The sequence below is a fragment of the Pseudomonas sp. CC120222-01a genome (genome assembly GCF_003097235.1).
GTDB lineage: Bacteria > Pseudomonadota > Gammaproteobacteria > Pseudomonadales > Pseudomonadaceae > Aquipseudomonas.
The window spans coordinates 1-22597 of record NZ_QEQQ01000041.1 but is presented as its reverse complement, the minus strand read 5'-3'; the positions used below and the strand labels follow the sequence as shown (position 1 = coordinate 22597).

22 protein-coding genes are annotated in these 22597 nt (G+C 64.2%); 16 read left to right on the top strand and 6 right to left on the bottom strand.

The annotated features are described in order from the left end of the window. On the bottom strand, positions 1 to 401 hold a 401-nt coding region (locus tag N430_RS28405), incomplete at its 3' end, for a DUF6861 domain-containing protein (RefSeq protein ID WP_371922809.1). 554 nt (positions 402 to 955) lie between these two features. Here N430_RS28405 and N430_RS28390 point away from each other — a divergent pair. The 3 genes from N430_RS28390 (at position 956) to N430_RS28380 (ending at position 4576) form a co-directional block, all read left to right on the top strand. Then, positions 956 to 1651, top strand: coding sequence for a response regulator transcription factor (locus N430_RS28390; RefSeq protein WP_110639922.1), 696 nt, complete (start codon positions 956 to 958; stop codon positions 1649 to 1651). Further along, positions 1648 to 2970: an ATP-binding protein gene (locus N430_RS28385; RefSeq protein ID WP_110639921.1), complete on the top strand. Its 1323-nt coding sequence runs from the start codon at positions 1648 to 1650 to the stop codon at positions 2968 to 2970. The genes N430_RS28390 and N430_RS28385 overlap by 4 nt, the downstream gene beginning before the upstream one ends. Positions 2971 to 3184: 214 nt before the next feature. Further along, the gene (locus tag N430_RS28380; protein ID WP_110639920.1) at positions 3185 to 4576 is read left to right on the top strand and encodes an aspartate aminotransferase family protein; all 1392 of its coding nucleotides are present in this window, start codon (positions 3185 to 3187) and stop codon (positions 4574 to 4576) included. A 40-nt stretch (positions 4577 to 4616) separates the two neighbouring features. Here the strand turns inward: N430_RS28380 and N430_RS28375 are convergent, their stop codons facing one another. The 4 genes from N430_RS28375 to N430_RS28360 are packed head-to-tail and all read right to left on the bottom strand — an operon-like array spanning position 4617 to position 10113. Further along, a complete protein-coding gene (locus tag N430_RS28375) occupies positions 4617 to 5507 on the bottom strand; it encodes a siderophore-interacting protein (protein WP_110639919.1) in 891 nt (296 codons plus the stop codon). A 55-nt stretch (positions 5508 to 5562) separates the two neighbouring features. Next, a complete protein-coding gene (locus N430_RS28370) occupies positions 5563 to 6978 on the bottom strand; it encodes an efflux transporter outer membrane subunit (RefSeq protein WP_110639918.1) in 1416 nt (471 codons plus the stop codon). A 3-nt stretch (positions 6979 to 6981) separates the two neighbouring features. After that, on the bottom strand, positions 6982 to 8946 hold the full coding sequence (locus N430_RS28365; RefSeq protein ID WP_110639917.1) for a MacB family efflux pump subunit: 1965 nt from the start codon (positions 8944 to 8946) through the stop codon (positions 6982 to 6984). Further along, positions 8947 to 10113 carry an efflux RND transporter periplasmic adaptor subunit gene (locus N430_RS28360; protein ID WP_110639916.1) on the bottom strand — a complete coding sequence of 389 codons (1167 nt, stop codon included), beginning with the start codon at positions 10111 to 10113 and terminating at the stop codon, positions 8947 to 8949. Between the two features lie 204 nt (positions 10114 to 10317). On the opposite strand from N430_RS28360, the gene N430_RS28355 reads away from it, so the two are divergent. From N430_RS28355 to N430_RS28345, 3 genes are all read left to right on the top strand, one after another. Further along, positions 10318 to 10794 carry a sigma-70 family RNA polymerase sigma factor gene (locus N430_RS28355; protein WP_110639915.1) on the top strand — a complete coding sequence of 159 codons (477 nt, stop codon included), beginning with the start codon at positions 10318 to 10320 and terminating at the stop codon, positions 10792 to 10794. 171 nt (positions 10795 to 10965) lie between these two features. Next, positions 10966 to 11445 (top strand): histidine kinase, encoded by a 480-nt coding sequence (locus tag N430_RS28350; protein WP_110639914.1) that lies wholly within the window; start codon positions 10966 to 10968, stop codon positions 11443 to 11445. Positions 11446 to 11514: 69 nt separating this feature from the next. Continuing rightward, positions 11515 to 12840 carry an MFS transporter gene (locus tag N430_RS28345; RefSeq protein ID WP_110639913.1) on the top strand — a complete coding sequence of 442 codons (1326 nt, stop codon included), beginning with the start codon at positions 11515 to 11517 and terminating at the stop codon, positions 12838 to 12840. 71 nt (positions 12841 to 12911) lie between these two features. Here the strand turns inward: N430_RS28345 and N430_RS28340 are convergent, their stop codons facing one another. Beyond that, the gene (locus N430_RS28340; RefSeq protein ID WP_110639912.1) at positions 12912 to 14594 is read right to left on the bottom strand and encodes an electron transfer flavoprotein-ubiquinone oxidoreductase; all 1683 of its coding nucleotides are present in this window, start codon (positions 14592 to 14594) and stop codon (positions 12912 to 12914) included. 531 nt (positions 14595 to 15125) lie between these two features. Here N430_RS28340 and N430_RS28335 point away from each other — a divergent pair. The 10 genes from N430_RS28335 to N430_RS28290 form a co-directional block, all read left to right on the top strand. Then, positions 15126 to 15875: an electron transfer flavoprotein subunit beta/FixA family protein gene (locus N430_RS28335; protein WP_110639911.1), complete on the top strand. Its 750-nt coding sequence runs from the start codon at positions 15126 to 15128 to the stop codon at positions 15873 to 15875. A 1-nt stretch (position 15876) separates the two neighbouring features. Continuing rightward, the gene (locus N430_RS28330; protein ID WP_110639910.1) at positions 15877 to 16818 is read left to right on the top strand and encodes an electron transfer flavoprotein subunit alpha/FixB family protein; all 942 of its coding nucleotides are present in this window, start codon (positions 15877 to 15879) and stop codon (positions 16816 to 16818) included. Between the two features lie 79 nt (positions 16819 to 16897). Then, positions 16898 to 17719: an ABC transporter substrate-binding protein gene (locus N430_RS28325; protein WP_110639909.1), complete on the top strand. Its 822-nt coding sequence runs from the start codon at positions 16898 to 16900 to the stop codon at positions 17717 to 17719. A 9-nt stretch (positions 17720 to 17728) separates the two neighbouring features. Beyond that, positions 17729 to 18082 carry a DUF4398 domain-containing protein gene (locus N430_RS28320; protein WP_110639908.1) on the top strand — a complete coding sequence of 118 codons (354 nt, stop codon included), beginning with the start codon at positions 17729 to 17731 and terminating at the stop codon, positions 18080 to 18082. Continuing rightward, on the top strand, positions 18079 to 18891 hold the full coding sequence (locus N430_RS28315) for an OmpA family protein (protein WP_110639907.1): 813 nt from the start codon (positions 18079 to 18081) through the stop codon (positions 18889 to 18891). The genes N430_RS28320 and N430_RS28315 overlap by 4 nt, the downstream gene beginning before the upstream one ends. Before the next feature lie 221 nt (positions 18892 to 19112). Continuing rightward, complete coding sequence (locus N430_RS28310) at positions 19113 to 20555, top strand: PLP-dependent aminotransferase family protein (RefSeq protein ID WP_027921315.1); 1443 nt, start codon at positions 19113 to 19115, stop codon at positions 20553 to 20555. Positions 20556 to 20622: 67 nt separating this feature from the next. Beyond that, positions 20623 to 21087, top strand: a complete 465-nt coding sequence (locus N430_RS28305) for a hypothetical protein (RefSeq protein WP_110639923.1) — start codon at positions 20623 to 20625, stop codon at positions 21085 to 21087. A gap of 124 nt (positions 21088 to 21211) precedes the next feature. Then, complete coding sequence (locus N430_RS28300) at positions 21212 to 21466, top strand: YkgJ family cysteine cluster protein (RefSeq protein WP_110639906.1); 255 nt, start codon at positions 21212 to 21214, stop codon at positions 21464 to 21466. Positions 21467 to 21499: 33 nt separating this feature from the next. After that, the gene (locus tag N430_RS28295) at positions 21500 to 22105 is read left to right on the top strand and encodes an START domain-containing protein (RefSeq protein ID WP_110639905.1); all 606 of its coding nucleotides are present in this window, start codon (positions 21500 to 21502) and stop codon (positions 22103 to 22105) included. A 238-nt stretch (positions 22106 to 22343) separates the two neighbouring features. Continuing rightward, positions 22344 to 22597, top strand: a 254-nt coding sequence (locus N430_RS28290; protein WP_178083414.1) for a transposase domain-containing protein, incomplete at its 3' end; no start/stop codon positions are given.

Here is a 22597-nt window from a genome sequence, read left to right as displayed (position 1 = left end):
AGGATCCAGCCGCTGACCTTGAAGCCGATGGCGGTGCCGGCAACGCCGCCGGGAATGGCACCGGCACCGCCGGCGAAGGCACCGATGCCGGCGCCGAGCAAGCCGCCGGTGAGGGCAGTGCCGGCGACGATCATCGCCATCTGTTCGGCGACGCCGATGAGGTCGTTGAGGATGCTTTTGATGTCGAGGTCTGCGAAGCGCTGGCGCAGCAGCTGGCCGGCTACCGATTCGGCCTTGTAGAACGCGCGCCGCACGCTGTCCACGCGGCGCAGGTTGAGGGCCAGTGATGGCACTGCTTCGTTGAGGTAAGTACGGAAATGGGCGCCTCCTTGATAGCCCATTTCATCGGTGATGCGTGTCTCGATATCGTGCCAGGTGGGCACGATGTGCCAGAGCAGCATGAGGCGTCTCCCTGCCAGTTTTGTGCAGGGGAAATCACATCATGGAGTGGGTGTAGGACGTTCCTGAGTCGGCTGTAGGAAAAGTCTATTTCGTTGTTGGCGGGGGTAGAGGGGGTGGGATTGAGGTGTTGCTGCGAGGGTACGGCTGGAGGGATTTGGCGCCTTGAAGATCGAGCGCCGCCCGCGCGGCGCATCGCGGGCAAGCCCGCTCCCACATCTGTTTCGGGCCAATATCTCCTGTGCCGCCAACAGGATCCGCCATGGTGCAGGACTGGAGACAGGTGGAGCGCCATCAGCGCCCACCGAGATGCATCGCCATGCCAACAAGGCGGTCCCTGTTGGCTTCATAGGAGTGATTGGCCCGAAACAGATGTGGGAGCGGGCTTGCCCGCGATGCGCCGCGCGGGCGGCGCTCGATCTCACAGGCGCTGAAAACACCAAGGCGAGCACCCCTCAGGCGCTGAAAGCATCAAGGCGAACACAAAAAAGGTCCATAATCCCCCCTTAATCCCCCCATAGTGCAATGCCAGCCACACCACTCCGGGAGCCCCACCATGCACGTTCTGCTCTGCGAGGACGATGACCTGATCGCCAGCGGCATTTGCGCCGGCCTCACCGCCCAGGGCCTGACCGTCGACCGCGTGGCCAATGCCGCCAGCGCTCGGGCTCTGCTGCAGGCGGCGCAGTTCGACGTGATGATCCTCGACCTCGGCCTGCCCGATGAAGACGGGCTGAAACTGCTGCGCCGCCTGCGTCAGCAAGGTGTGGACCTGCCCGTGCTGGTGCTCACCGCACGCGATGCGGTCACCGACCGCGTCGATGGCCTGCAGGCCGGTGCCGACGACTACCTGCTCAAACCCTTCGACCTGCGCGAACTGGCCGCACGCCTGCATACCCTGTTGCGTCGGGTAGCGGGGCGGGCGGTGAACGTGATCGAGCATGGCCCGCTGCGTTACGACCCGAGCAGCTGCGAGGCGACCCTGGCCGGCCAGCCGGTCGACCTGTCGCGGCGCGAGCAGGCGCTGCTTCAGGCGTTGATGCAGAACCCCGGCCGGGTGCTGTCCAGCGAACAGCTCAAGGACTGTGTGTACGGCTTCAGCGATGAGGTCGAGAGCAACGCGTTGAACGTGCATATCCATCACCTGCGGCGCAAGCTCGGCAACAGCATCGTCGAGACCGTGCGTGGCCTGGGTTATCGCCTGGGGCCGGCTCAGGCGCCGGAGCAAACCTCCGAGAGAAGCACCTCATGAGCCTGCGGGTACGCCTCAGCCTGATCCTCGGCACCGCCTTCATCATCATCTGGGCACTGGCAGCGGCGTGGATGCTGCGCGACCTGCGCCAGCAGATGATGTTTTCCCTCGACCAGCGCCTGGTGGCCTCGGCGCGCATGGTCGCCGGGCTCGTCGACCAGCTGCCGCAACCGCTGGCGGCCAAGGGCGAGGATGCGCATTTTTCCGCCGACCAGTTGAGCGTGCCCGACGGCATGGCCTGCCAGGTCAGTTCCCTGCGCGGCGAGATCCTCGCCAGCAACCACAAGCATGACGGCGCCATGGATGACCAGCGCAGCGGCTTCCGCGACCAGACCATCGACGGTGCGTTGTGGCGCACCTTCACTTACAACCACGGTGACGTGCGTATCACCACCGCCGACCGGCACATGGAGCGCGAGGCGCTGAACCAGTCGATCCTGCTGGCCGCCTCGGCACCGGTGCTGATGGCCTTGCTCGGTAGCCTCGGGCTGCTGTGGATCGGCCTGGGCAAAGGCCTGGAGCCGCTCAATCGCATGCGCGACGCCTTGCGCCGACGGCGTGCCGACAGTGTCGAGCCATTGCAGGTGGCCGGCTTGCCCAGCGAGCTGCAACCCTTGCTCGACACCCAGAACCAGCTGTTCCTGCGCATCGCGCAGACCATCGAGCGCGAACGGCGCCTGACCGACGATGCGGCCCACGAGCTGCGCAGCCCGCTGACGGCGATCAAGACCCACCTGCAAGTGGCGCGCATGACCGACGGCGCGGTACGCGAGCAGGCGCTGGAGCATGCCGAGCAAGGCGCCGACCGCATGCACCGAACCCTGGAGCAGCTACTGATGCTGGCGCGGGTCGAGGGCAGCCTGTCGTTCGAGGACGGGGTGCAATGCAGCGCCGAGCAGGTCGCCCGCCAGGCGGTGCAGGATGCCGGGGGCGGTGACAATCGACGCATCGTTTTGCACCTGCCGCAGGAGGCTACGCAGATCTACCTGGGCATGCCTGCGCCGCTTGCGGTGGCGGCCTTGCGCAACCTGCTGGACAACGCCCTGCGCCATGGGGGTGATACCGAGGTGGAGCTGGAAGTGCAGATGGCCGATGGGCAGGTGGGGTTCATGGTGCGTGACCATGGGCCGGGCATAGCTGATGGCGATCTGCAGCACCTGACCGAGCGCTTCTGGCGCAACGGGCAGAGTGGGGGGTGTGGGTTGGGGTTGGCGATCGTTCAGGCGATCGTGCAGCGCTGTGCCGGCAGCCTCAGGTTCGATAGTCGCCATGATGGGTTGCGGGTTCTGCTGCAGGTGCCAGCGCGCTCGGCCAGTTGATCTTCATTGTTTGTGCCGGCCCTTTCGCGGGCAAGCCCGCTCCCACAGGTACTGCACAGGGCAGGAGGTCCACGCAATACCTGTGGGAGCGGGCTTGCCCGCGAAAGGGCCGGCACAGGCTAACGAATTTCCCGCAACAACCGCTAAATCCTCCCCGCACTCAAGCGTTTTCCAAGCGATAACTGCCCATTCGCTTGCTTGCGAGGATTCACCCATGTCCACCGCTACCAGCCTTGCCCAGGTCCCGCCGGCCAGCGCGCCGCAACCTTTGTACGAATTCAGTGACTCGCCCCTGCTGCTGCGCCAGCAGCAACAGGAATCCAACGCCCGCAGCTACCCCCGGCGCATCCCGCTGGCGCTCAAGCGCGCCCGTGGCATCCACGTCGAGGACGTCGAAGGCCGCCAGTTCATCGACTGCCTGGCCGGCGCCGGGACCCTGGCCCTGGGCCACAATCACCCGGTGGTGATCGAGGCTATCCAGCGCGTGCTGGCCGACGAACTGCCGCTGCACACCCTGGACCTGACCACGCCGGTCAAGGACCGCTTCGTCCAGGACCTGTTCGGCATCCTGCCTGAGGCCCTGCGCCGCGAAGCCAAGGTGCAGTTCTGCGGGCCGACCGGCACCGACGCGGTGGAAGCGGCGCTCAAGCTGGTGCGCGGTGCCACCGGGCGCAGCACCGTGCTGGCCTTCCAAGGCGCCTATCACGGCATGAGCCAAGGCGCGCTGAGCCTGATGGGCAGCCACGGCCCCAAGCAGCCACTGGGCGCGCTGCTGAGCAATGGTGTGCAGTTCATGCCGTACCCCTACGACTACCGTTGCCCGTTCGGCCTGGGCGGTGAAGCCGGGGTCAAGGCCAACCTTCATTACCTGGAAAACCTGTTGCTGGACCCGGAAAGCGGCGTGCCGCTGCCGGCGGCGGTGATCCTTGAAGTGGTGCAAGGTGAAGGCGGGGTGATCCCGGCCGACATCGAGTGGCTCAAGGGGGTGCGGCGCATCACCGAACAGGCTGGTGTGGCGTTGATCGTCGACGAGATCCAGAGCGGCTTCGCCCGGACCGGGCGGATGTTCGCCTTCGAGCATGCCGGCATCGTGCCGGATGTGGTCACGCTGTCCAAGGCCATTGGCGGCAGCCTGCCACTGGCGGTGGTGGTGTACCGCGACTGGCTGGATACCTGGAAGCCAGGCGCCCATGCCGGTACCTTCCGCGGCAATCAGATGGCCATGGCCGCCGGTTCGGCGGTGATCAACTACCTGGTCGAGCACCGCCTGGCCGAACATGCCGAGGCCATGGGCCTGCGTTTGCGTGAGCATCTGCAGCGGCTGCAACGGGACTATCCACAACTGGGTGATATCCGTGGCCGTGGCCTGATGCTTGGGGTGGAGTTGGTCGACCCACAAGGTCAGCCGGATACGCTTGGCCACCCGCCTGCCAATCGGGTGCTGGCACCGAAGGTCCAGCGCGAATGCCTCAAGCGTGGTCTGATTCTCGAACTGGGCGGGCGCCATGGCGCCGTGGTGCGCTTCCTGCCGCCACTGATCATCAGTGCGCAGCAGATCGACGAGGTGGCGCAGCGCTTCGCCGAGGCGGTTGCTGCAGCCATTTGAGTCCGGGAGGGCCGCGCTGCGGCCCTCTCATGCAGCCTGATCAGTCGCTGTTTTCACCCAGGCGCCAATACCCCATCGTCATCAGGCTGTCGCGCTGCAGCCCACGCTGTTTTGTCAGGTACCGGCGAATCTCCAGCACCGTCGCCGACTCCCCGGCCACCCAGGCATAAAAAGCGCTTTCCAGCGGCAGGCTGGCCAGTTCGCGGACGGCGTGCTGCATGGCCTGGCCATGCTCGCAGCGCAGCACTTCACGGGGCAGCCAGTGCAGGCGGGTATTGGCGCTGTGCCGCAGGGGCAGGCAATCAGCCTCCTGAGGGACTTCGATGAAGGCTTCCACGGCCAGTTCGGGCTGTTGCTCTGCCAGCACTTCGAGAATGCCGGCGATAGCGGGCAGGGCCGTTTCGTCGCCGATCAGCAGAACGTGGCGGGTACCGTGTGGCGGCTTCCATTCATAGCCGCCGGGGTCGCCGGCATGGGCCAGGTTCGGCGCCACCATCACCAGCCGGTCGCCCTCCTGGGCATGGGTTGCCCACGCCGAGGCTGGCCCGTTGACGCCGTGCAGCACAAAGTCCACGTCGACTTCCAGGGCATCCGGGCGCAAGGCACGGATGGTGTAGGTGCGCATGGGTGGGCGCTGTTCGAGCGGCAGCGCGCTGTGCGCCGTTTTCCAGTGTACGTCGTGGGGTAGGGTTGGCAATGAGCCGTCAGCGGCGGGAAATAGCAGTTTCACGCGCTGATCGGGCGCCAGGGTGTGCATGAGCTCGACATCCGGGCCGGTGAACACCAGGCGGGCGAACGATGGGCTGAGGGTGATGCGCCGGGCGAGCACCAGATCGAACGCGCGGTAGGGGCGGGCGCCTGGCGATTGGCTCTGGATCAGGCGGCGCAGGCCTTGTTGCCAGGCCTGTAGCATGCTGGCGGAGCGGGTCATGGGGAAATCCTCTTGCAAGCGGCTTTCCCTATGAACGAGTTGCGTGGACGGCGAATTAACCGTTGCCCGCTTTCGCCACCTGCCAGCCACCGCCCAGCGCCTTGTACAACGCCACGCTGCCCTGCAGGCGAGCCAGGCGCAACTGCGCCTGCTGGTCCTGGGCGAGATAGAGCGTGCGTTGGGTTTCCAACACGCTCAGCAGGGTCTCGGCCCCGGCCGCGTAACGCCGCTGGGCCAGGTCGAAGGCCAGGCGCGCCTGTTCGACCTCCTGGTCCTGCCACTGGCGCTGCTGCTCAACGCCGTGGATGGCATTGAGGGCCTTCTCGACATCGGCGAAGCCGGCCAGGATGCTGCTGCGGTAGCTTTCCAGCAGCTCGTCCTGCTCGGCTTGGGCCAATTGTTGCGCCGCTCGTAGCCGGCCATTGTTGAAGATCGGCGCGACCAGGCCGGCGGTCAGGGTGTAATAAGAGCTGTCGAATACCTCGGGCAGGGTGCTTGCGCCGGTGCCGAGGTTGGCGCCCAGGGTCACTTTTGGCAGCAGGGCGGCCCTGGCCACTTGCACATTGGCGTGGGCGGCGGCCAGGCGTGCCTCGGCAGCGGCGATGTCCGGGCGGCGGGCGAGCAGTTCGCTGGGTACGCCGCTGCCAATGCGAGGCCAGTTCACGGTTGCCAGCGCTTCACCCGTGGCGGGCAGGGCCTGGACCGGGTCGCCCAGCAGCGTGGCCAGGGTCACACGGTTGTCCTGCCACTGCTGCTCAAGCAGCGGCACTTGCCGCTCCTGGGCGGCCACCAGGCTGCGCTGCTGGGCCAGTTCCAGACGCGTCGCGGAGCCGGCACGCTGACGTGTCTCGACCAGCGCCAGGACATCACGGGCGTTACGCAGGTTGAGGCGGGCAATGCGCAGCTGTTCTTCCAGGGCCAGGCCCTGCAGGTAACAGCTGGCCACACTGCTGACCAGCGTCAGTTCGACCGTCTGGCGATCGAAGCGGCTGGCGTCGAGGCTGTGCAGGGCGCTCGAACGCGCAGCGCGCAGGCCTCCCCAGAAATCGATCTCGTAGCTGGCGACCAGCTGCATGCCGAACGACGTGCTGGTTCGCTCGTACTTGCTGACATCGAGCTGGTCATAGCCCTCGCCATGCAGCAGGCGCTGTCGGCTGCCATCGAGCGCGAAGCTGAGCTCCGGCAATAGCGGCGCTCCGGCGATGACCGCCTTGGCCTGGGCCTGGCGCACGCGGGCGGTGGCGGCGGCAAGGTCGTGGGCATTGGACCGGGCGCGTTCGACCAGGCGGTCCAGTTCGGCACTGTGAAAGGCCTGCCACCACTGCGCCGAAGGCAGGCTGGCAGAAGGCTGGAGGGTTTCGCCTTGCCAGGCGGTGGGTGCAGCGATGCCGCTGGATGGCGTGGGCGGCAGGCTGCAGGCGGCGAGGCCCAGGCACAGGGACAACAGGCTGATGCGGCTTGGCAGGGTCATGGGCTATTCGCTGGTGAGGGCTTTGACCGGATCGAGTCGGGCGGCTTTGCGGGCTGGCATGAAGCCGAACACGATGCCGGTGAGAACGGCGCAGGAAAACGCACCGAGCATGGCGGGCAGGGTGAAGGCCACGGCGACCTTGCCCAGCATCAATGCGCCGCCGATCAGCAGGGCCAGGCCAATGCCGGCCATGCCGCCGACCATCGACAGCATCACCGCTTCGCTGAGGAACTGGCGCAGGATGTCGTGCTGGCGTGCGCCGGTGGCCATGCGGATGCCGATTTCCCGGGTGCGCTCGCGCACGGTCATGAGCATGATGTTCATCACCCCGATGCCACCGACCAGCAGCGAGATCGCGGCAATCGCCCCGAGCATCAGCGACAGGCTGTTCTGGGTGCGTGCCTCGGCCTGGATCAGTGCGGCCGAGTTGGTCAGTTCGAAATCGTGACGGCCCTGGTGGCGCTGGCGCAGCAGGCGGTCGACGGCGGCTTCGGTTTCATCGACGCGTGCTGCGTCGACGGCGGCGACGGTGATGTAATCGGGGTCGCGCTGGCCGAACAGGCGGATGGCTGCGGCCGAGTAGGGCACCACGATGCGCCCGTCGGCATCCTGGTCGCCGGAGCTGGCACCTTTGCCAGCGAGAATGCCAATGACCTGGAAGGGCACATTGCCGATCAGCAGGTACTGGCCAAGTGGGTCGCGGTCAGGTGCGAGCATCTTTTCCCGGACTTTCTGGCCGATCACGGCCACTGCTGCGCCACTGGCTTCGTCGGCGTCGGTGAAGAACGTCCCTTCGACCGCCGGCCAGTTGAAGATCAGCGGGAACTGGTTGTTGTTGCCGCCCACGTAGAAGCGCTGGCTGTTGTTGCCGTGGCGCACCATCACCTTTTCGCCCAGCACCGGCATGATCTGCCGGACCTGCGGCAGTTGGCCGATGGCGGCGACGTCATCGAGGGTTATGGTGCCGGCCGGTTCGCCCAGGGTGGCGGGCTTGCCGTTGAGGTAGAGGATGTTCGAGCCGAAGGCGGCCATCTGCGCCATCACCTGGCGCTTGCTGCCTTCGCCGACGGCCAGCATGACCACCACCGAGGCAACGCCGATGACGATGCCGAGCAGGGTCAGGGCGGTGCGAAAGCGGTTCACCCACATCACCCGCCAGGCGGCTTGCAGGGCTTCGACCAGCTCACCTTTCCAGGCCCCGCGCAGGGTCGCGCCACGGTCCAGGCGCTGGCGCAGGTCGTCGGCTTGCAAGGCTTGGCGGGGAGCGTTGGGTGCCTGGTCGGTCGCGGTGTCGCTGATCATCTGGCCGTCGCGGATCTCGATCACCCGCTGTGCCCGCGCCGCCACCTTGTGGTCGTGGGTGATCAGGATGATCACATGGCCCTGGCTGGCCAGTTCGTCGAGCAGCGCCATGACTTCGGTGCCGCTGTGGCTGTCGAGCGCACCTGTGGGCTCGTCGGCGAGGATGATATGGCCGCCGTTCATCAGCGCCCGGGCGATCGACACCCGTTGCTGCTGGCCGCCCGAGAGCTGGTGCGGGCGGTTGGCGCTGCGGCTGGCCAGGCCCAGGCGGGCGAGCAGGGCGGCGGCGCGGGCATGCCGCTCGCTGGCGGGCGTGCCGGCATAGATGGCCGGCATCTCGACGTTTTCCTGGGCCGAGCCCGAAGGGATCAGGTGGTAGCCCTGGAACACGAAGCCGAACGCTTCGCGGCGCAGCCAGGCCAGTTCATCGCTACCCAGCTCGGCCACGTTTTTGCCGGCGAAGCGGTAGCTGCCCGACGTCGGGCGGTCGAGGCAGCCGAGTATGTTCATCAAGGTCGACTTGCCCGACCCGGACGCCCCGACGATGGCGACGAACTCGCCGGGGTGGATGCTCAGGCTGATGCCACGCAGCACATCGACCTTGGGGCTGTCCTGGCCACCGTAGGATTTGCGGATATCGACCAGTTCGATCAGCGGCGCAGTCATTCAGCCTCCGCTGGCGCTGGGGGCGCCCATCAGCAGTTGCTCACCCTCGCTGAGCCCGTCCAGCACCTGGACGCGGAGGCGGTCGCTGAGGCCGGTGCGCACCTGGCGCTGCACCACCTTGCCGTGCGGGTCGAGCACCCGTGCCATGAACAGGCCGCCGTTTTCGTCCAGCGCGGCCAGTGGCACGGTCAGGACCTGGTTGGCCTGGCCGGCGACGAAGAACACCTGGGTGGTCATGTCGGCCATCAGCGCACCATCCGGGTTATCGACATCCAGCAGCACGGTGTACTGCACCACCTGGTTGCCGGTACTGCTGGCGTTGGCCGGACTGCCACCGCCCTGGCTGGTCTGCTCGAGCGGTTTGGGGGGGATCGGCAGAATCTGCCGCACCGTGCTGCTCCAGCGACGCTTGCCGCCGGACAGGGTGGTGAAGTAGGCGGTCATCCCCGGCTTGACCTTGCCGATGTCGGCTTCGGACACCTGGGCCCACACGGTCATGGGTGACAGCTTGGCGATGCGCAGGATCAGCGGCGTGCGTTGCTGGGCGTTGAGGGTCTGGCCTTCGCGGGCGTCGACGGCGACCACGGTGCCGTCCATCGGCGCATAGATGCGCGTGTAGCCCAGTTCCGCCTCGTCGCTGCGCAGGCTGGCCTGGGCCTGGCGGATCTGCGCCTGGAACATGTCGATACGCGCCTGGGTGACCTTGAGCTGGGCCACAGCGGCCTGGACGTCTTCATCGCGGGTGGCGCCGGCAGCGGCCAGATCGCGCTGGCGCTTGAGCTGCTGGCTGGCCAGCTCGAACTGCGCACGCTGCTCGGCGAGCTGGGCCTTGAGGTTGTCGATCGAGAAGCGCCCGGCATCCAGCCGTGCCTGCTGGGTGGAGGGGTCGATCTCGACCAGCAGTTGGCCCTTGCGCACCGGGTCGCCCGCTTCCACGTGCAAGGTGCGGATTTGCCCTGACGCCTGGGCGCCCACATCCACATACCGTCGGGGCTGCAAGGTGCCCAGGGCGGTCACGCTGCTTTCGATGTCTGCCCGGGTGACCGTGACGGTACCGAGCGGTTGCGCGCCAAAGGGCAGGGCTTGCCAGGCCAGCAGGCAGCCCAGGCTCAGCAGGCCCACGCCAGCGAGGATGAACTGGCGGCGGGGGGAGGTTAAACGGCTCATGCGGACTTCCAGCCTGGGTAGTGGTCACGCGCTGCCAATCGAGGTGCGCACCGAAGTCCCAGATAAACGAAGGCTGAGCAGGCGGATTTAGCCTGAACGAGGGGGCGGAGGGCGTGTTGCTGAGAATAGTTATAATTTGTACTATCACAGCCCGGTATCACTCAGTCCCGCACGTGGGTTGCAAGGACGATTTCAGGTGCTGTTGTGGAACATTACTATCGCGAACTGGTGAGCTTCCTTTGTACCCGCCTGGGCAACCGTCAGGCTGCGGAGGACGTTGCCCACGATGCCTATCTGCGGGTACTTGAGCGGACCGAAAACGGGCAGATCGAGCATCCGCGGGCGTTTCTCTACCGGACGGCACTCAACCTGGTGATTGACCGACACCGGCGCCATCAGGTGCGCCAGGCCGAATCACTGGATGCGCTGGAGGCCGATGGGCGCTTTCTCAGCGCAGAACTGCAGCAGGACATGCAACTCGACCAGCGCCTGGCCTTGATGCAAAAGGCCCTGGACGAGCTGAGCAAGGTATGCCGGGACTGCTTTCTGTTGCGCAAGCTCGAAGGCCTGTCACATCAGCAGATTGCAGAGCGCCTGGGTATTTCCCGCAGCCTGGTGGAAAAGCACATCGTCAACGCGATGAAGCATTGCCGTGTGCGCATGCGGCAGTGGGAGTCCTGAATGTGGGGTGAAGGGCAGGTGAAAATTCTGTGTGATGGCCACTTGATTTCTCCCTGTTTCCCGACAACTATCTAAATTGACCCCTCCAGGTGCAGCCCTGGTGGTTGCCTGTTGCTGGCGCAGTTTGGTCAGGGAGCTGTCCCTCATTCACCTGACGGCCCAGGTCCGACAATGACAAACAAGACCCTGCGCATCCTGATTGCCGACGAGCACCCGCACCAGCGCCTGCAGCTGGAAAAACTGCTCAATGGCCTTGGCTATTACCGGATTGCCCCGGTCGAATCCTTCGAAGAGTTGCAACGCCTGGTGCAGTGCGCCCTGCAACCGTTCAATCTGCTGCTGGGCAACATCGAGCTGGCCAGCCATGCCGGCGTCGACCTGGCCCGCTTCTGCCGGGTCAGTACGCAGATCCAGCATGCCCTGCTTTACCATTCGCAACACCTGAAAGTGCCCGTGGTGCCGCAGACCGAGCGCCAGGCCGTCAGTGTGAGCCTGCCACAAGTGCCGGATAACGACGCGCTGCAATCCTTCATGGCGATCATCGACAGCCCGGTGCTGGTCGGCAAGATTGCCCTGCCTCCCGGGCTGGCGGGTGACGCAGCCCATGCGCGCAAGCCCAGGAACTTCGGCCACACCGTCTTCAGCCGTTAGTGGCGATGCTGGGGCAAGGCGGCGGGCATTTGCTATCCTCTTGCCCTTTGCCGATTTGCGGACCCTGCCATGACTGACATCGATACCGCTCGCCCGCCCCGGTTCAGCCGCGGCGACCACCGGACCCTGGGCCTGGCGGCACTGGGCGGCGCGCTGGAAATCTACGATTTCATCATCTTCGTGTTCTTTGCCCTGACCCTCAGCCAGCTGTTCTTCCCGCCGGAAATGCCCGAGTGGCTGCGCCTGCTGCAGAGCTTTGGCATCTTCGTCACCGGTTACCTGGCGCGGCCGCTGGGCGGCATCCTGATGGCGCATTTTGCCGACCACCTAGGGCGCAAACGGGTGTTCAGCCTGAGCATCCTGATGATGGCCTTGCCGTGCCTGCTGATCGGGGTGATGCCGACCTATGCCGACATCGGCTATGCGGCGCCGCTGATCCTGCTGGCGCTGCGCATCCTGCAGGGCGCCGCCGTGGGTGGCGAGGTGCCGAGTGCGTGGACCTTCGTCGCCGAGCATGCGCCAGACGGGCGTCGTGGCTATGCCCTGGGCTTCCTGCAGGCGGGGCTGACCTTCGGTTACCTGCTGGGTGCGCTGACGGCGACCCTGCTGGCGCACCTGTTCACGCCGCAGGAGATTCTCGATTACGCCTGGCGTTACCCGTTCCTGCTCGGTGGGGTGTTTGGCGTGATCGGTGTGTGGCTGCGCCGCTGGCTCAGCGAAACCCCGGTGTTCCTGGCCTTGCGCGAGCGCCAGGAGCAACCGGTGAAGTTCCCGCTGCGGCGGGTATTGGGGGAGCACCGCTCGGCGTTGATCCCGGCGGCACTGCTGACCTGCGTGCTGACCTCCGCAGTGGTGGTGCTGGTGGTGATTACTCCGACGGTGATGCAGCAACGTTTTGGCATGACGGCGGGGCATACTTTTGCCTTGAGCAGCGTGGGTATCGTCTTCCTCAATATTGGCTGTGTGCTGGCCGGGTTGCTGGTTGACCGCCTGGGCGCCTGGCGCGCCCTGATGATCTACAGCCTGTTGCTGCCGCTGGGCATCGGTGCGCTGTACGCCAGCCTGGTGGGGCAGTGGGGCATGACCTGGCTGGCTTATGCGCTGGCTGGCTTGGCCTGTGGCGTCGTGGGGGTGGTGCCGTCGGTGATGGTCGGGCTGTTCCCGGCCGAAATCCGCGTTTCGGGGATTTCATTCACCTACAACGTGGCGTACGCCCTTTGGGCCAGTACCACGCCGCTGGCGTTGATTGCACTGATGCCGTGGAGCCCGTGGGTGTGTGTCGGCTTCTGCCTGATCATGGGCACGGTGGGGCTGCTGACCGCCTTGTATTTCGGGCGTCGTGAACCATTGGCGTTCGCCGCCGAGCCGATGCCGATCATGTGTGCTGACAAGTAGCAGCAGCCGATACGAAAAAGCCCCCGGCTCTCACGAACCGGGGGCTTTTTGTTGCTGCAAGGGCCGTGGCCTTACATGTTCGGGTAGTTCGGCCCGCCAGCGCCTTCAGGGGTGACCCAGGTGATGTTCTGGGCCGGGTCCTTGATGTCGCAGGTCTTGCAGTGCACGCAGTTCTGCGCGTTGATCTGGAAGCGCTTGCTGCCGTCTTCCTGGCTGACCACTTCGTACACGCCCGCCGGGCAGTAGCGCTGGGCTGGCTCGTCGTACAGCGGCAGGTTGCTGGCGATCGGCACGTTCGGGTCGGTCAGCTTCAGGTGGCAGGGTTGTTCCTCTTCGTGGTTGGTGCTGGAGAGGAATACCGAGCTTAGCTTGTCGAAGCTGAGCTTGCCGTCCGGTTTCGGGTAGTCGATCTTCTTCGACTCGGACGCAAGCTTGAGGCAGGCGTAGTCCGGCTTGGTGTCGTGCAGGGTGAACGGCAGCTTGCCGCCGAACCAGTTCTGGTCGACATAGTTGAAGGCGCCACCGAGCAGCGGGCCGAACTTGTGCAGTGCCGGGCCGAAGTTGCGGCTGGCGAACAGTTCTTCGTGGAGCCAGCTGGTCTTGAACGCGCTGACGTAGCCGTCGAGCAGGTCGCCACCTTCGCGGCCGGCAGCCAGTGCATCAGCCACTGCCTCGGCGGCGAGCATGCCGGATTTCATCGCGGTGTGGCTGCCCTTGATCTTCGAGAAGTTCAGGGTGCCGAGGTCGCAGCCGATCAGCGCGCCGCCGTTGAAGACCATTTTCGGCAGCGAGTTCAGGCCGCCTTTGCAGATGGCGCGGGCGCCGTAGCTGATGCGCTTGCCGCCCTCGAGGTACTGGCTCATCACCGGGTGGTGCTTGAGGCGCTGGAATTCATCGAACGGCGACAGGTACGGGTTGGCGTAGGAGAGGTCGACGATCAGGCCGACCACCACCTGGTTGTTTTCCAGGTGATAGAGGAACGAACCACCGGTGTTGTCCTTGCTGGTCACGTCCAGCGGCCAGCCGGCGGTGTGCACCACCAGGCCCTGCTCGTGCTTGGCCGGGTCGATTTCCCAGATTTCCTTCAGGCCGATGCCGTAGTGCTGGACGTCGGCTTCGCTGTCGAGGTTGAAGCGCTTGATCAGTTGCTTGCCGATATGGCCACGGCAGCCTTCGGCGAACAGGGTGTACTTGGCACGCAGTTCCATGCCCGGGGTGTACAGGCCGTCCTTCGGATTGCCTTCGCGGTCGACACCCAGGTCACCGGTGACGATGCCGCGGACCACGCCGTTCTCGTCGAACAGCGCTTCCTGGGCGGCGAAGCCCGGGTAGATTTCCACGCCCAGGTTCTCGGCCTGCTGGGCCAGCCAGCGGCACAGGTTGCCCAGGGAGATGATGTAGTTGCCGTGGTTGTGCATGGTCTTGGGCACGAACAGGTCCGGGACCTTGGTCGAGCTGCCGGCGTCCTTGAGCACATAGATATCGTCGCGCTTCACTTCGGTGTTGAGCGGCGCGCCGAGCTCTTTCCAGTCGGGGAACAGCTCGTTCAGGGCACGGGGTTCGAAAACTGCGCCGGAGAGAATATGAGCACCTACTTCGGAGCCTTTTTCCACCACGCAGACGCTGATCTCGCTACCGGCTTCGGCGGCCTTCTGCTTCAATCGGCAGGCGGCGGACAGGCCCGCGGGGCCTGCACCGACGATGACCACGTCGAATTCCATGTATTCGCGTTCCACAGGTTCTCTCCTACTCATCAAGGCTCGTGCTGTTGCTTTGTCTTATGGGTGCTTGCGTGCAGCGGCGCTTCACTGGCGCGAAACTGTAGCTACGCAATGGACGGACTACACCGTTTTGTCTTGGCGCGCATTATATCTACACCACTTGGCGGGTCCAATACAAACGTTTGTTTGAATTTGCCGGAGCCCAGTAAAATCACTGGAACGCGGCTGGAGGGTGACCGATTTGCCGTATTGACCGGATTGGGTGTTACGGTCAAGATACGAGCGGTTTTACGTTCGCCGTAGGCTTGCAGCCGGGCGCAGGTACACCTCTAAAGACCAGGTGTGGAGCAGGGTTTTCGGCGGGAAAGCCGATTTGTAGTGGAGTTTACACGCCACGACAGAAAATGACCCGTGGGCATTTGCCGCAACAGTCGCGACAAGACTGTTCGGTCACCATGAAGTTTGCCCCTCCCGGTACGTTTTTAGAGGTGCCCTTGTACCCACGCGCATCGCCGGGCTCTGCCCCTGGCGACTATCTATTCACCGGAGAGTAACGAGGAATCCATGAAGGTTCTTGTAGCTGTCAAACGAGTGGTCGACTACAACGTCAAGGTTCGCGTCAAGGCGGACAACTCCGGCGTCGACCTTGCTAACGTCAAGATGTCCATGAACCCCTTCTGCGAAATCGCCGTGGAAGAAGCCGTACGCCTGAAAGAGAAAGGCGTTGCGACCGAGATCGTTGTCGTCTCCGTCGGCCCGGCCACTGCCCAGGAGCAGCTGCGTACTGCCCTGGCCCTGGGTGCCGACCGCGCCATCCTGGTCGAAGCCGCTGACGAGCTGAATTCCCTGGCCGTGGCCAAGGCTCTGAAAGCCGTTGTCGACAAGGAACAGCCGCAGCTGGTGATTCTCGGCAAGCAGGCCATCGACAGTGACAACAACCAGACCGGCCAGATGCTGGCCGCGCTGACTGGCTTTGCCCAGGGCACCTTCGCCTCCAAGGTCGAAGTCGCTGGCGACAAGCTGAACGTCACCCGTGAAATCGATGGCGGCCTGCAGACCGTTTCGCTGAACCTGCCAGCCATCGTCACCACCGACCTGCGCCTGAACGAGCCACGCTACGCGTCGCTGCCGAACATCATGAAGGCCAAGAAGAAGCCGCTGGAAACCGTGACTCCAGATGCGCTGGGCGTTTCCCTCGCCTCCACCAACAAGACCCTGAAAGTCGAAGCGCCGGCTGCCCGCAGCGCTGGCATCAAGGTCAAATCGGTGGCCGAACTGGTCGAGAAGCTGAAGAACGAAGCGAAGGTAATCTGATATGACTATCCTGGTTGTCGCTGACCTTCTACAAGGTCCAGAGAACGGTGCCGTAGCCCCGGCCACCCTGAACACCGTTGCCGCTGCCGCCAAGATCGGTGGTGATATCCACGTGCTGGTCGCAGGCGCAAACGTCGGCGGCGTTGCCGAATCTGCTGCCAAGATCGCTGGCGTGGCCAAGGTGCTGGTTGCCGATAACGCTGCCTACGCCCACGCCCTGCCGGAAAACGTCGCGCCGCTGATCGTCGAGCTGGCGAAAGGCTACAGCCACGTGCTGGCCCCGGCCACTACCAACGGCAAGAACATCCTGCCACGCGTTGCCGCGCTGCTGGACGTCGACCAGATCTCCGAGATCATCTCGGTTGAATCGGCCGACACCTTCAAGCGCCCGATTTACGCCGGCAACGCCATTGCCACCGTGCAATCGAGCGCTTCGGTCAAAGTCATCACCGTGCGTACCACCGGCTTCGACGCCGTGGCCGCCGAAGGTGGTTCGGCTGCTGTAGAAGCTGTCACTGCTGCGCACAACGCTGGCATCTCGGCCTTCGTTGGCGAAGAGCTGGCCAAGTCCGACCGCCCAGAGCTGACCGCTGCCAAGATCGTCGTTTCCGGCGGCCGCGGCATGGGCAACGGTGACAACTTCAAGCACCTGTACAGCTTGGCCGACAAGCTCGGCGCTGCCGTCGGTGCGTCGCGCGCCGCGGTCGACGCAGGCTTCGTGCCGAACGACATGCAGGTCGGTCAGACCGGCAAGATCGTCGCGCCACAGCTGTACATCGCCGTCGGTATCTCCGGCGCGATCCAGCACCTGGCTGGCATGAAAGACTCCAAGGTGATCGTGGCGATCAACAAGGATGAAGAAGCGCCGATCTTCCAGGTGGCCGATTACGGCCTGGTTGCCGACCTCTTCGAGGCCGTTCCAGAGCTGGAAAAGCTGGTCTGATCCGCCTGCTTCACTTATAAAGAAGCCCGGCCCTCGCACTGAGGGCCGGGCTTTTTTGTTGCCGGGCAAGGAGTGAAGGATGGTGTTGCGCGAAGCGGGCAGGGTGCTGGCATGCATGGCGGCGCTGCTGTCGCCGGTGGTGATGGCGGCAGGCAAGTGCGAGCGGCTGGTGGCAACTGGCAGCCCGGACGCACCGCCGTATTCCTGGCAGGACCCGAAAGACCCGAAACACCTGATCGGTGCCAATGTCGACCTGCTGCGCCAGGTCCTGGGCGAGCTGGGCGTGAAAGTCGAGGTGCTCAGCGCCGGTCGGCGCGATCAGGCGCTGGAGGAGGTGCGCAGCGGGCGCATGGACCTGTTGCTCGATACCCCCATGCAGGTGGAACAGCTGACGGCTCTGGACTACATCCACCCGGCCTTGCAGCTCAATGAGTATCTGGTCTGGACCCGTCATGACGCCACGCTGGAATTCGACGGCCCGGCCGACCTGGCCAAGTACCAGGGTAGCCTGTCCGAACGCGCGCGCCTGACCCCGGCGTTTGCCGCCTTCGCCAAGGCCCAGTTGAAGCTGGCGCCCGCGCAGAACCTCACCCAGGCCTTCCAGAAGCTGGTGCTGGGCCAGGTCGATTATGTATTGGCCGGGCGCTACTCGGGCATGGCCATGGCCCAAAGCCTGGGCATGAGCAATAACCTCATTGCTCGCGGCTTGCCGGTTGACCGCCCTGGCCTGTACCTGGCCGTGTCGCACAATTCGGCCTGCAATGACGCGTGGTTGCGTGGGCAATTGGCGAAAAAGCTGACAGAATTGCCGATCTCCGGTGCGTCCGAAGCCGTGCTGCAACGTAATGTCGAGCGTTGGAAAGCGCAGATGCAAGTGCAGGCGGACGCCCCAAAACATTAGGAAGAGTGCGTGAGAACCCAATCCCTTATCCTGGCCGTGGCCATGCTCGGCCTGGCTGGCTGCGCCAACGACCCGGCGCCCAATGAGCAGATGCGAATTTCCGAGCAGGCGCTGGAGCAGGCCAAGGCAGTCGGCGCCACCGACCAGGTCGAGGCGCTGAAGCTGGCTCAAGACAAGTTCGCCCGGGCCAAGACCAACATGTTGACCGAGGACTATCGAGACGCACGCATGCGCGCCGAGCAGGCCGAACTGGACGCCCGTCTGGCCGAAGCGCAGGTACTGAGCCAGAAGAGCGATGAACAGCTTCAGCTGCTGCAGACGCGGGTCAAGCGCCTGCGCAAGCAACTGGAGGTGCAGCCATGATGCGCCTCGATGCGAAAGCCGCGCTGGCTCTGCTGGTGCTGACGGCAGGCTTGCAGGGGTGTGCCAGCCAGCGCAGTTCAGCGGCGCTGGATGATGCGACCGTGGCCTTCCAGAAGGTCAAGGACGATGCCGACGTACTGCGTAGCGCCCCGCGTGACGTGATCCGTGCCGGTGAGTCGCTGTCCCGCGCCGAGCGCCTGTCCGGCTACATCGGCACGGGCAGCGACGTGCGCCACTATGCCTACCTGAGCCAGCGCTACAGCGAGATTGCCAGCGAACACGCCAAGCTGGCGTTGAGCGAGGAGCGTCGGGCCAAGCTCGATCTCGAACGCCAGCGCCTGCAACTGGCCTTGCGTGAGGCCAAATTGGCCAGTGTGCAGCAGCAGGGCAAATGGGTGGAGAACCAGATTGCCGCGCTCGCCTCGGAGCAGGCCGACCGAGGCCTGGTGATGACCCTGAGCGATGTGCTGTTCGACACCGGCAGTGCCGACCTGAAGAACTCGGCCAGCCGCACCGTGCTCAAGCTGGTGCAGTTCCTCCAGCTCAATCCGCGTCGCGTGGTGCGCATCGAAGGCTATACCGACAGCACCGGTACGCCAGAAGACAACCTCAAACTGTCGCGCGATCGTGCCCAGTCGGTGGCAGACATGCTGGTCGACCTGGGGATCGATGAGAAGCGCCTGCAGGTCGAAGGCTATGGCGACCAGTACCCGATCGAGGCCAATGCTTCGGAGCGGGGCAGGGCGCAGAACCGCCGGGTTGAAATCGTCTTCTCTGACGACAAAGGGCGACTCGCTCCAGCGCGCTGATCACCTTGAAAAAGGGGCCGCTTTGCGGCCCATCGCCGGCAAGCGCGGCTCCCACAGGTTCCATCGGCATGGCGCGGATTAATCGTTTTGACAGGTGTCACGCCACGGTTTTGTTGACTACTTAGCCATCTGTCCCAGTACACTTTGCAACTGTTACGGTATGCTCTACCGTCAGTGAGTCGTACAAGAATAACGAGCCGCCTGCGCGTCGAGATACCGCCATGACCAACCTGCTGCTGTACCAGCGTATCGCCCAGCAACTGGCCGATGACATCCGCCGCGGTGTCTACCAGCCAGGCGAGCGCGTACCGTCCGTGCGCAAGATGAGCGCCCAGCTCAACGTCAGCCATGCCACGGTGTTGCAGGCCTACGCCAATCTCGAGGATCAGGGGCTGATCCGCGCCCGGCCGCAGTCGGGCTACTACGTGCACCAGACGCCCGCGCTGACTGCGCAGACGCCGGATATCGCCCGGGTTGAGCGCCCTGGCCTGGTCACGCGTGCCAGCATTATCCAGCAGGTGCTGACCGAGGCGCGTCGCGATGGCGTGTTCCCGTTCGGCGCTGCCGTGCCGCACGTCGATTACCTGCCGGTGCGCGCCCTGCACCAGCAGATCGCCAAGGTCACCCGCTTTCACAGCCCGCGTGCTTTCAGCTACATGTTCAGCCCCGGGTTCGAGCCGCTGCGCCGGCAGATCGCGATTCGCATGCGCGATGCCGGTGTGCTGGTCGATCCGCGTGAGGTGATCGTCACCCATGGCTGTGTCGATGCCCTGCAGATGTCGCTGCGGGTGCTGACCCGCCCGGGTGACTTGATCGCGGCCGAGTCGCCGACCTATTACGGGCTCCTGCAATTGGCGGACCTGCTGGGGTTGAAGGTGATCGAGATTCCTAGCGACCCGTCCACCGGCATCAGCCTTGAAGCCTTGCAACTGGCCGCCAACCAGTGGTCGATCAAGGCGTTGGTGCTGACCACGCGCCTGAGCAATCCGCTGGGCGGCACGGTGCCTGAGGAGCGGCAGAAACAGCTGTTGCGCCTGGCGTCGGACTTCGATATCCAGATCGTCGAAGACGACATCTATGGCGAGTTGATGTTCGAGCAGGGCAAGACCAAGGCGCTCAAGGCCTTCGACCGGCTTGACCGGGTCATCTACTGCTCGAGCTTTTCCAAGACCCTTTCGCCTGGGGTGCGGGTCGGCTGGATGGTGGCGGGGCGTTATCAGGATGAAATCCAGCGCCTGCAGACGTTCACTACCCACTCGGCGTGCAGCGTGACGCAGATGGGCGTGGCGGCGTACCTGGAGAACGGTGGCTACGACCGGCATCTGCGCTACATCCGCCAGGAGTACCGCAAGAACCTCAGTGCCTACCAGCTGGCGGTTCAGCAGCACTTCCCGGAAGGTACCCAGATGACCCGGCCAACGGGCGGTTTCATTCTCTGGGTCAGCCTGCCGGGGCGGGTGAACACGCAGGAACTGCATGTGCGTGCACTGGAGCAGGGCATCAGTATCGCGCCCGGGCTGATCTTCAGTAACACCGAGCAGTTCAACCACTGCATACGGCTCAACTGCGGCATTCCATGGAACAAGGAGGCCGAGCGGGCAGTCATCACGCTCGGGCTTTTGGCCCAGCAATTATGCAGAGAATCGCAGCCCTCACTTTTGTAGGCTTGCCAGCAGCGGGCGGAACAGAGAGCATACGCACTTTTACAATCCCGCCTGTCTGTCGATGTCCATGAATCTGTTGCGTAGTGTCGCCCTGATGATCTGTATTGCGCCGTTCTGCCTGCCTTTGGGTGTGGCTCAGGCTGCGCAGCCTGCTGCCCAGGCACAAGCAGGGCATGACAAGGCAGCAAAGCCTGTAGTCAAAGCCAAGCCTGCGGCCAGCAAGGCCAAAGCCAAGCCCAAGCCCAAGCCCAAGAAGCCGGTCAGCAAGGCGGTCACGCAGCCGTTGCCTAAAGCCAAGCTGGACCTGAGCCTGCCGACCGACATGGTCAAGAATCTCGAACCTGAAGTGGGCGATCCTTCGACTCGTCGCAAACCTTTGCTGCCTGCCATGTTCACGGAAAAGCCGGAAACCAACGACAGCCCGTTCCAGCTCAACGGCCGCTTGATCAGCAACGAGATGCAGCTGCAGCTACGCAACGACAGTCGCCATGATGTGGAAGGCGCAGCAATCGATTTCCAGTTCCGCAACTGAGCGGTCTCAACTGACTGCCGGGTCACGACCGATTTCATCGGCTCAGCAATTTAAAACGCATGTTTGAGCGGTTACTATCCAGGGACGATCGTCCCGTTTTGTTCCAGGGAGTCCTGATTTAGCCATGAATTGTCGTGAGGGTTGTGGGGCCTGCTGCATCGCCCCGTCCATCAGCTCGGCGATGCCGCGTATGCCCCAGGGCAAGCCGGCGGGCGAGCGTTGCCTGCACCTGACAGCGGAAAACCTCTGCGAACTGTTCGGCAAGCCCGAGCGGCCGGCGGTGTGCGGCGGATTCAAGGCGGACATCGAGGTATGCGGCAATGACCGCGACGAGGCAATCAGGATTCTTGGCTGGTGGGAGCAGATGACGGCGGCGTGAGAGGCTGGATCTTCGACAACAAGGATAAACATGATGAGATCGTTCAAGCGTATTGCACTGCTGTGTGGCATGGGTGTCCTGCTGGCGCCGGCTGCCTGGGCCGAGAACTGGCAGGTGGCCAAGGACGAGGAGGGGATCAAGGTCTCGCTCAGTGAAGTGCCGGGCTCCAAGTACAAGGCATACCAGGGCGTGACCCTGATCAAGGCGCCGCTGGCCAAGGTCCAGGCGCTGCAGGAAGACGTGGCCGGGGCTTGTAAGTGGATTCACGAGTGCAAGTCGCAGAAGCTGCTCAAGCATGAAGGCGACCAGAGCTGGACCTACACCCAGTTCAATACGCCGTGGCCGGTGACGCCGCGTGATTCCGTGTTGCATGTCACCACCATCGAGGGGGCGGACGGCAGCCTGACCCGCAATCTGGTCGGAGTACCGACCTACATCCCGGATGAGAAAGGTTTTGTACGGGTGGCGAAGGTGCAGGGCTTCTGGAAGCTGGTACCCAAGGGTGACAGCACTGAAGTGACCTATCAGGTGCACACCGAGCCGGGCGGTAGTGTGCCCTCGATGATCGCCAACAAGTTCGTGGTCGATTCGCCGTTCAATACCCTCAAGGCGCTGCGCGAGCGGGCCGAGAAAAACTGAAGCCTGGCGCGGTTCATGTGGGAGCGGGCGTGCCCGCGAAACAGGCGAAGCAGTGCATGGCACGGCTTTGCCGGTGTTCGCGGGCTCGCCCGCTCCCACAGAGTCTGCGAAAGCGTTCAGATTTTGAACAATAAAAAAGGCTGCCCGAGGGCTAATGCCAGTCAGTTAAGACTGACACTTTAAGCTTTAGCCCGTAGGCCGCAAAATCCGATGCTTGGAAACGAGCATCGGATTTTTTATGCGCCTAGCAAAAGCACTGTCCCTCACTCACGAAATGGCCTCAAGGCCAAATGCCCTTGAAGGACTAGGTGCTTTGCTTGATCCGGACATTGTGAAGCAGGCTTTTGAAGCCGCAGGTGTCTCGACCATCCGCAAGCGCCGCCTCCCGCTTGAAAGCCTGGTGTGGTGCATCATCGGCATGGCGCTGTTCCGCCGAATGTCGGCGTGGGACGTCGTTAACCACATGGACATCATGCTGCCCGGCAAACGGCC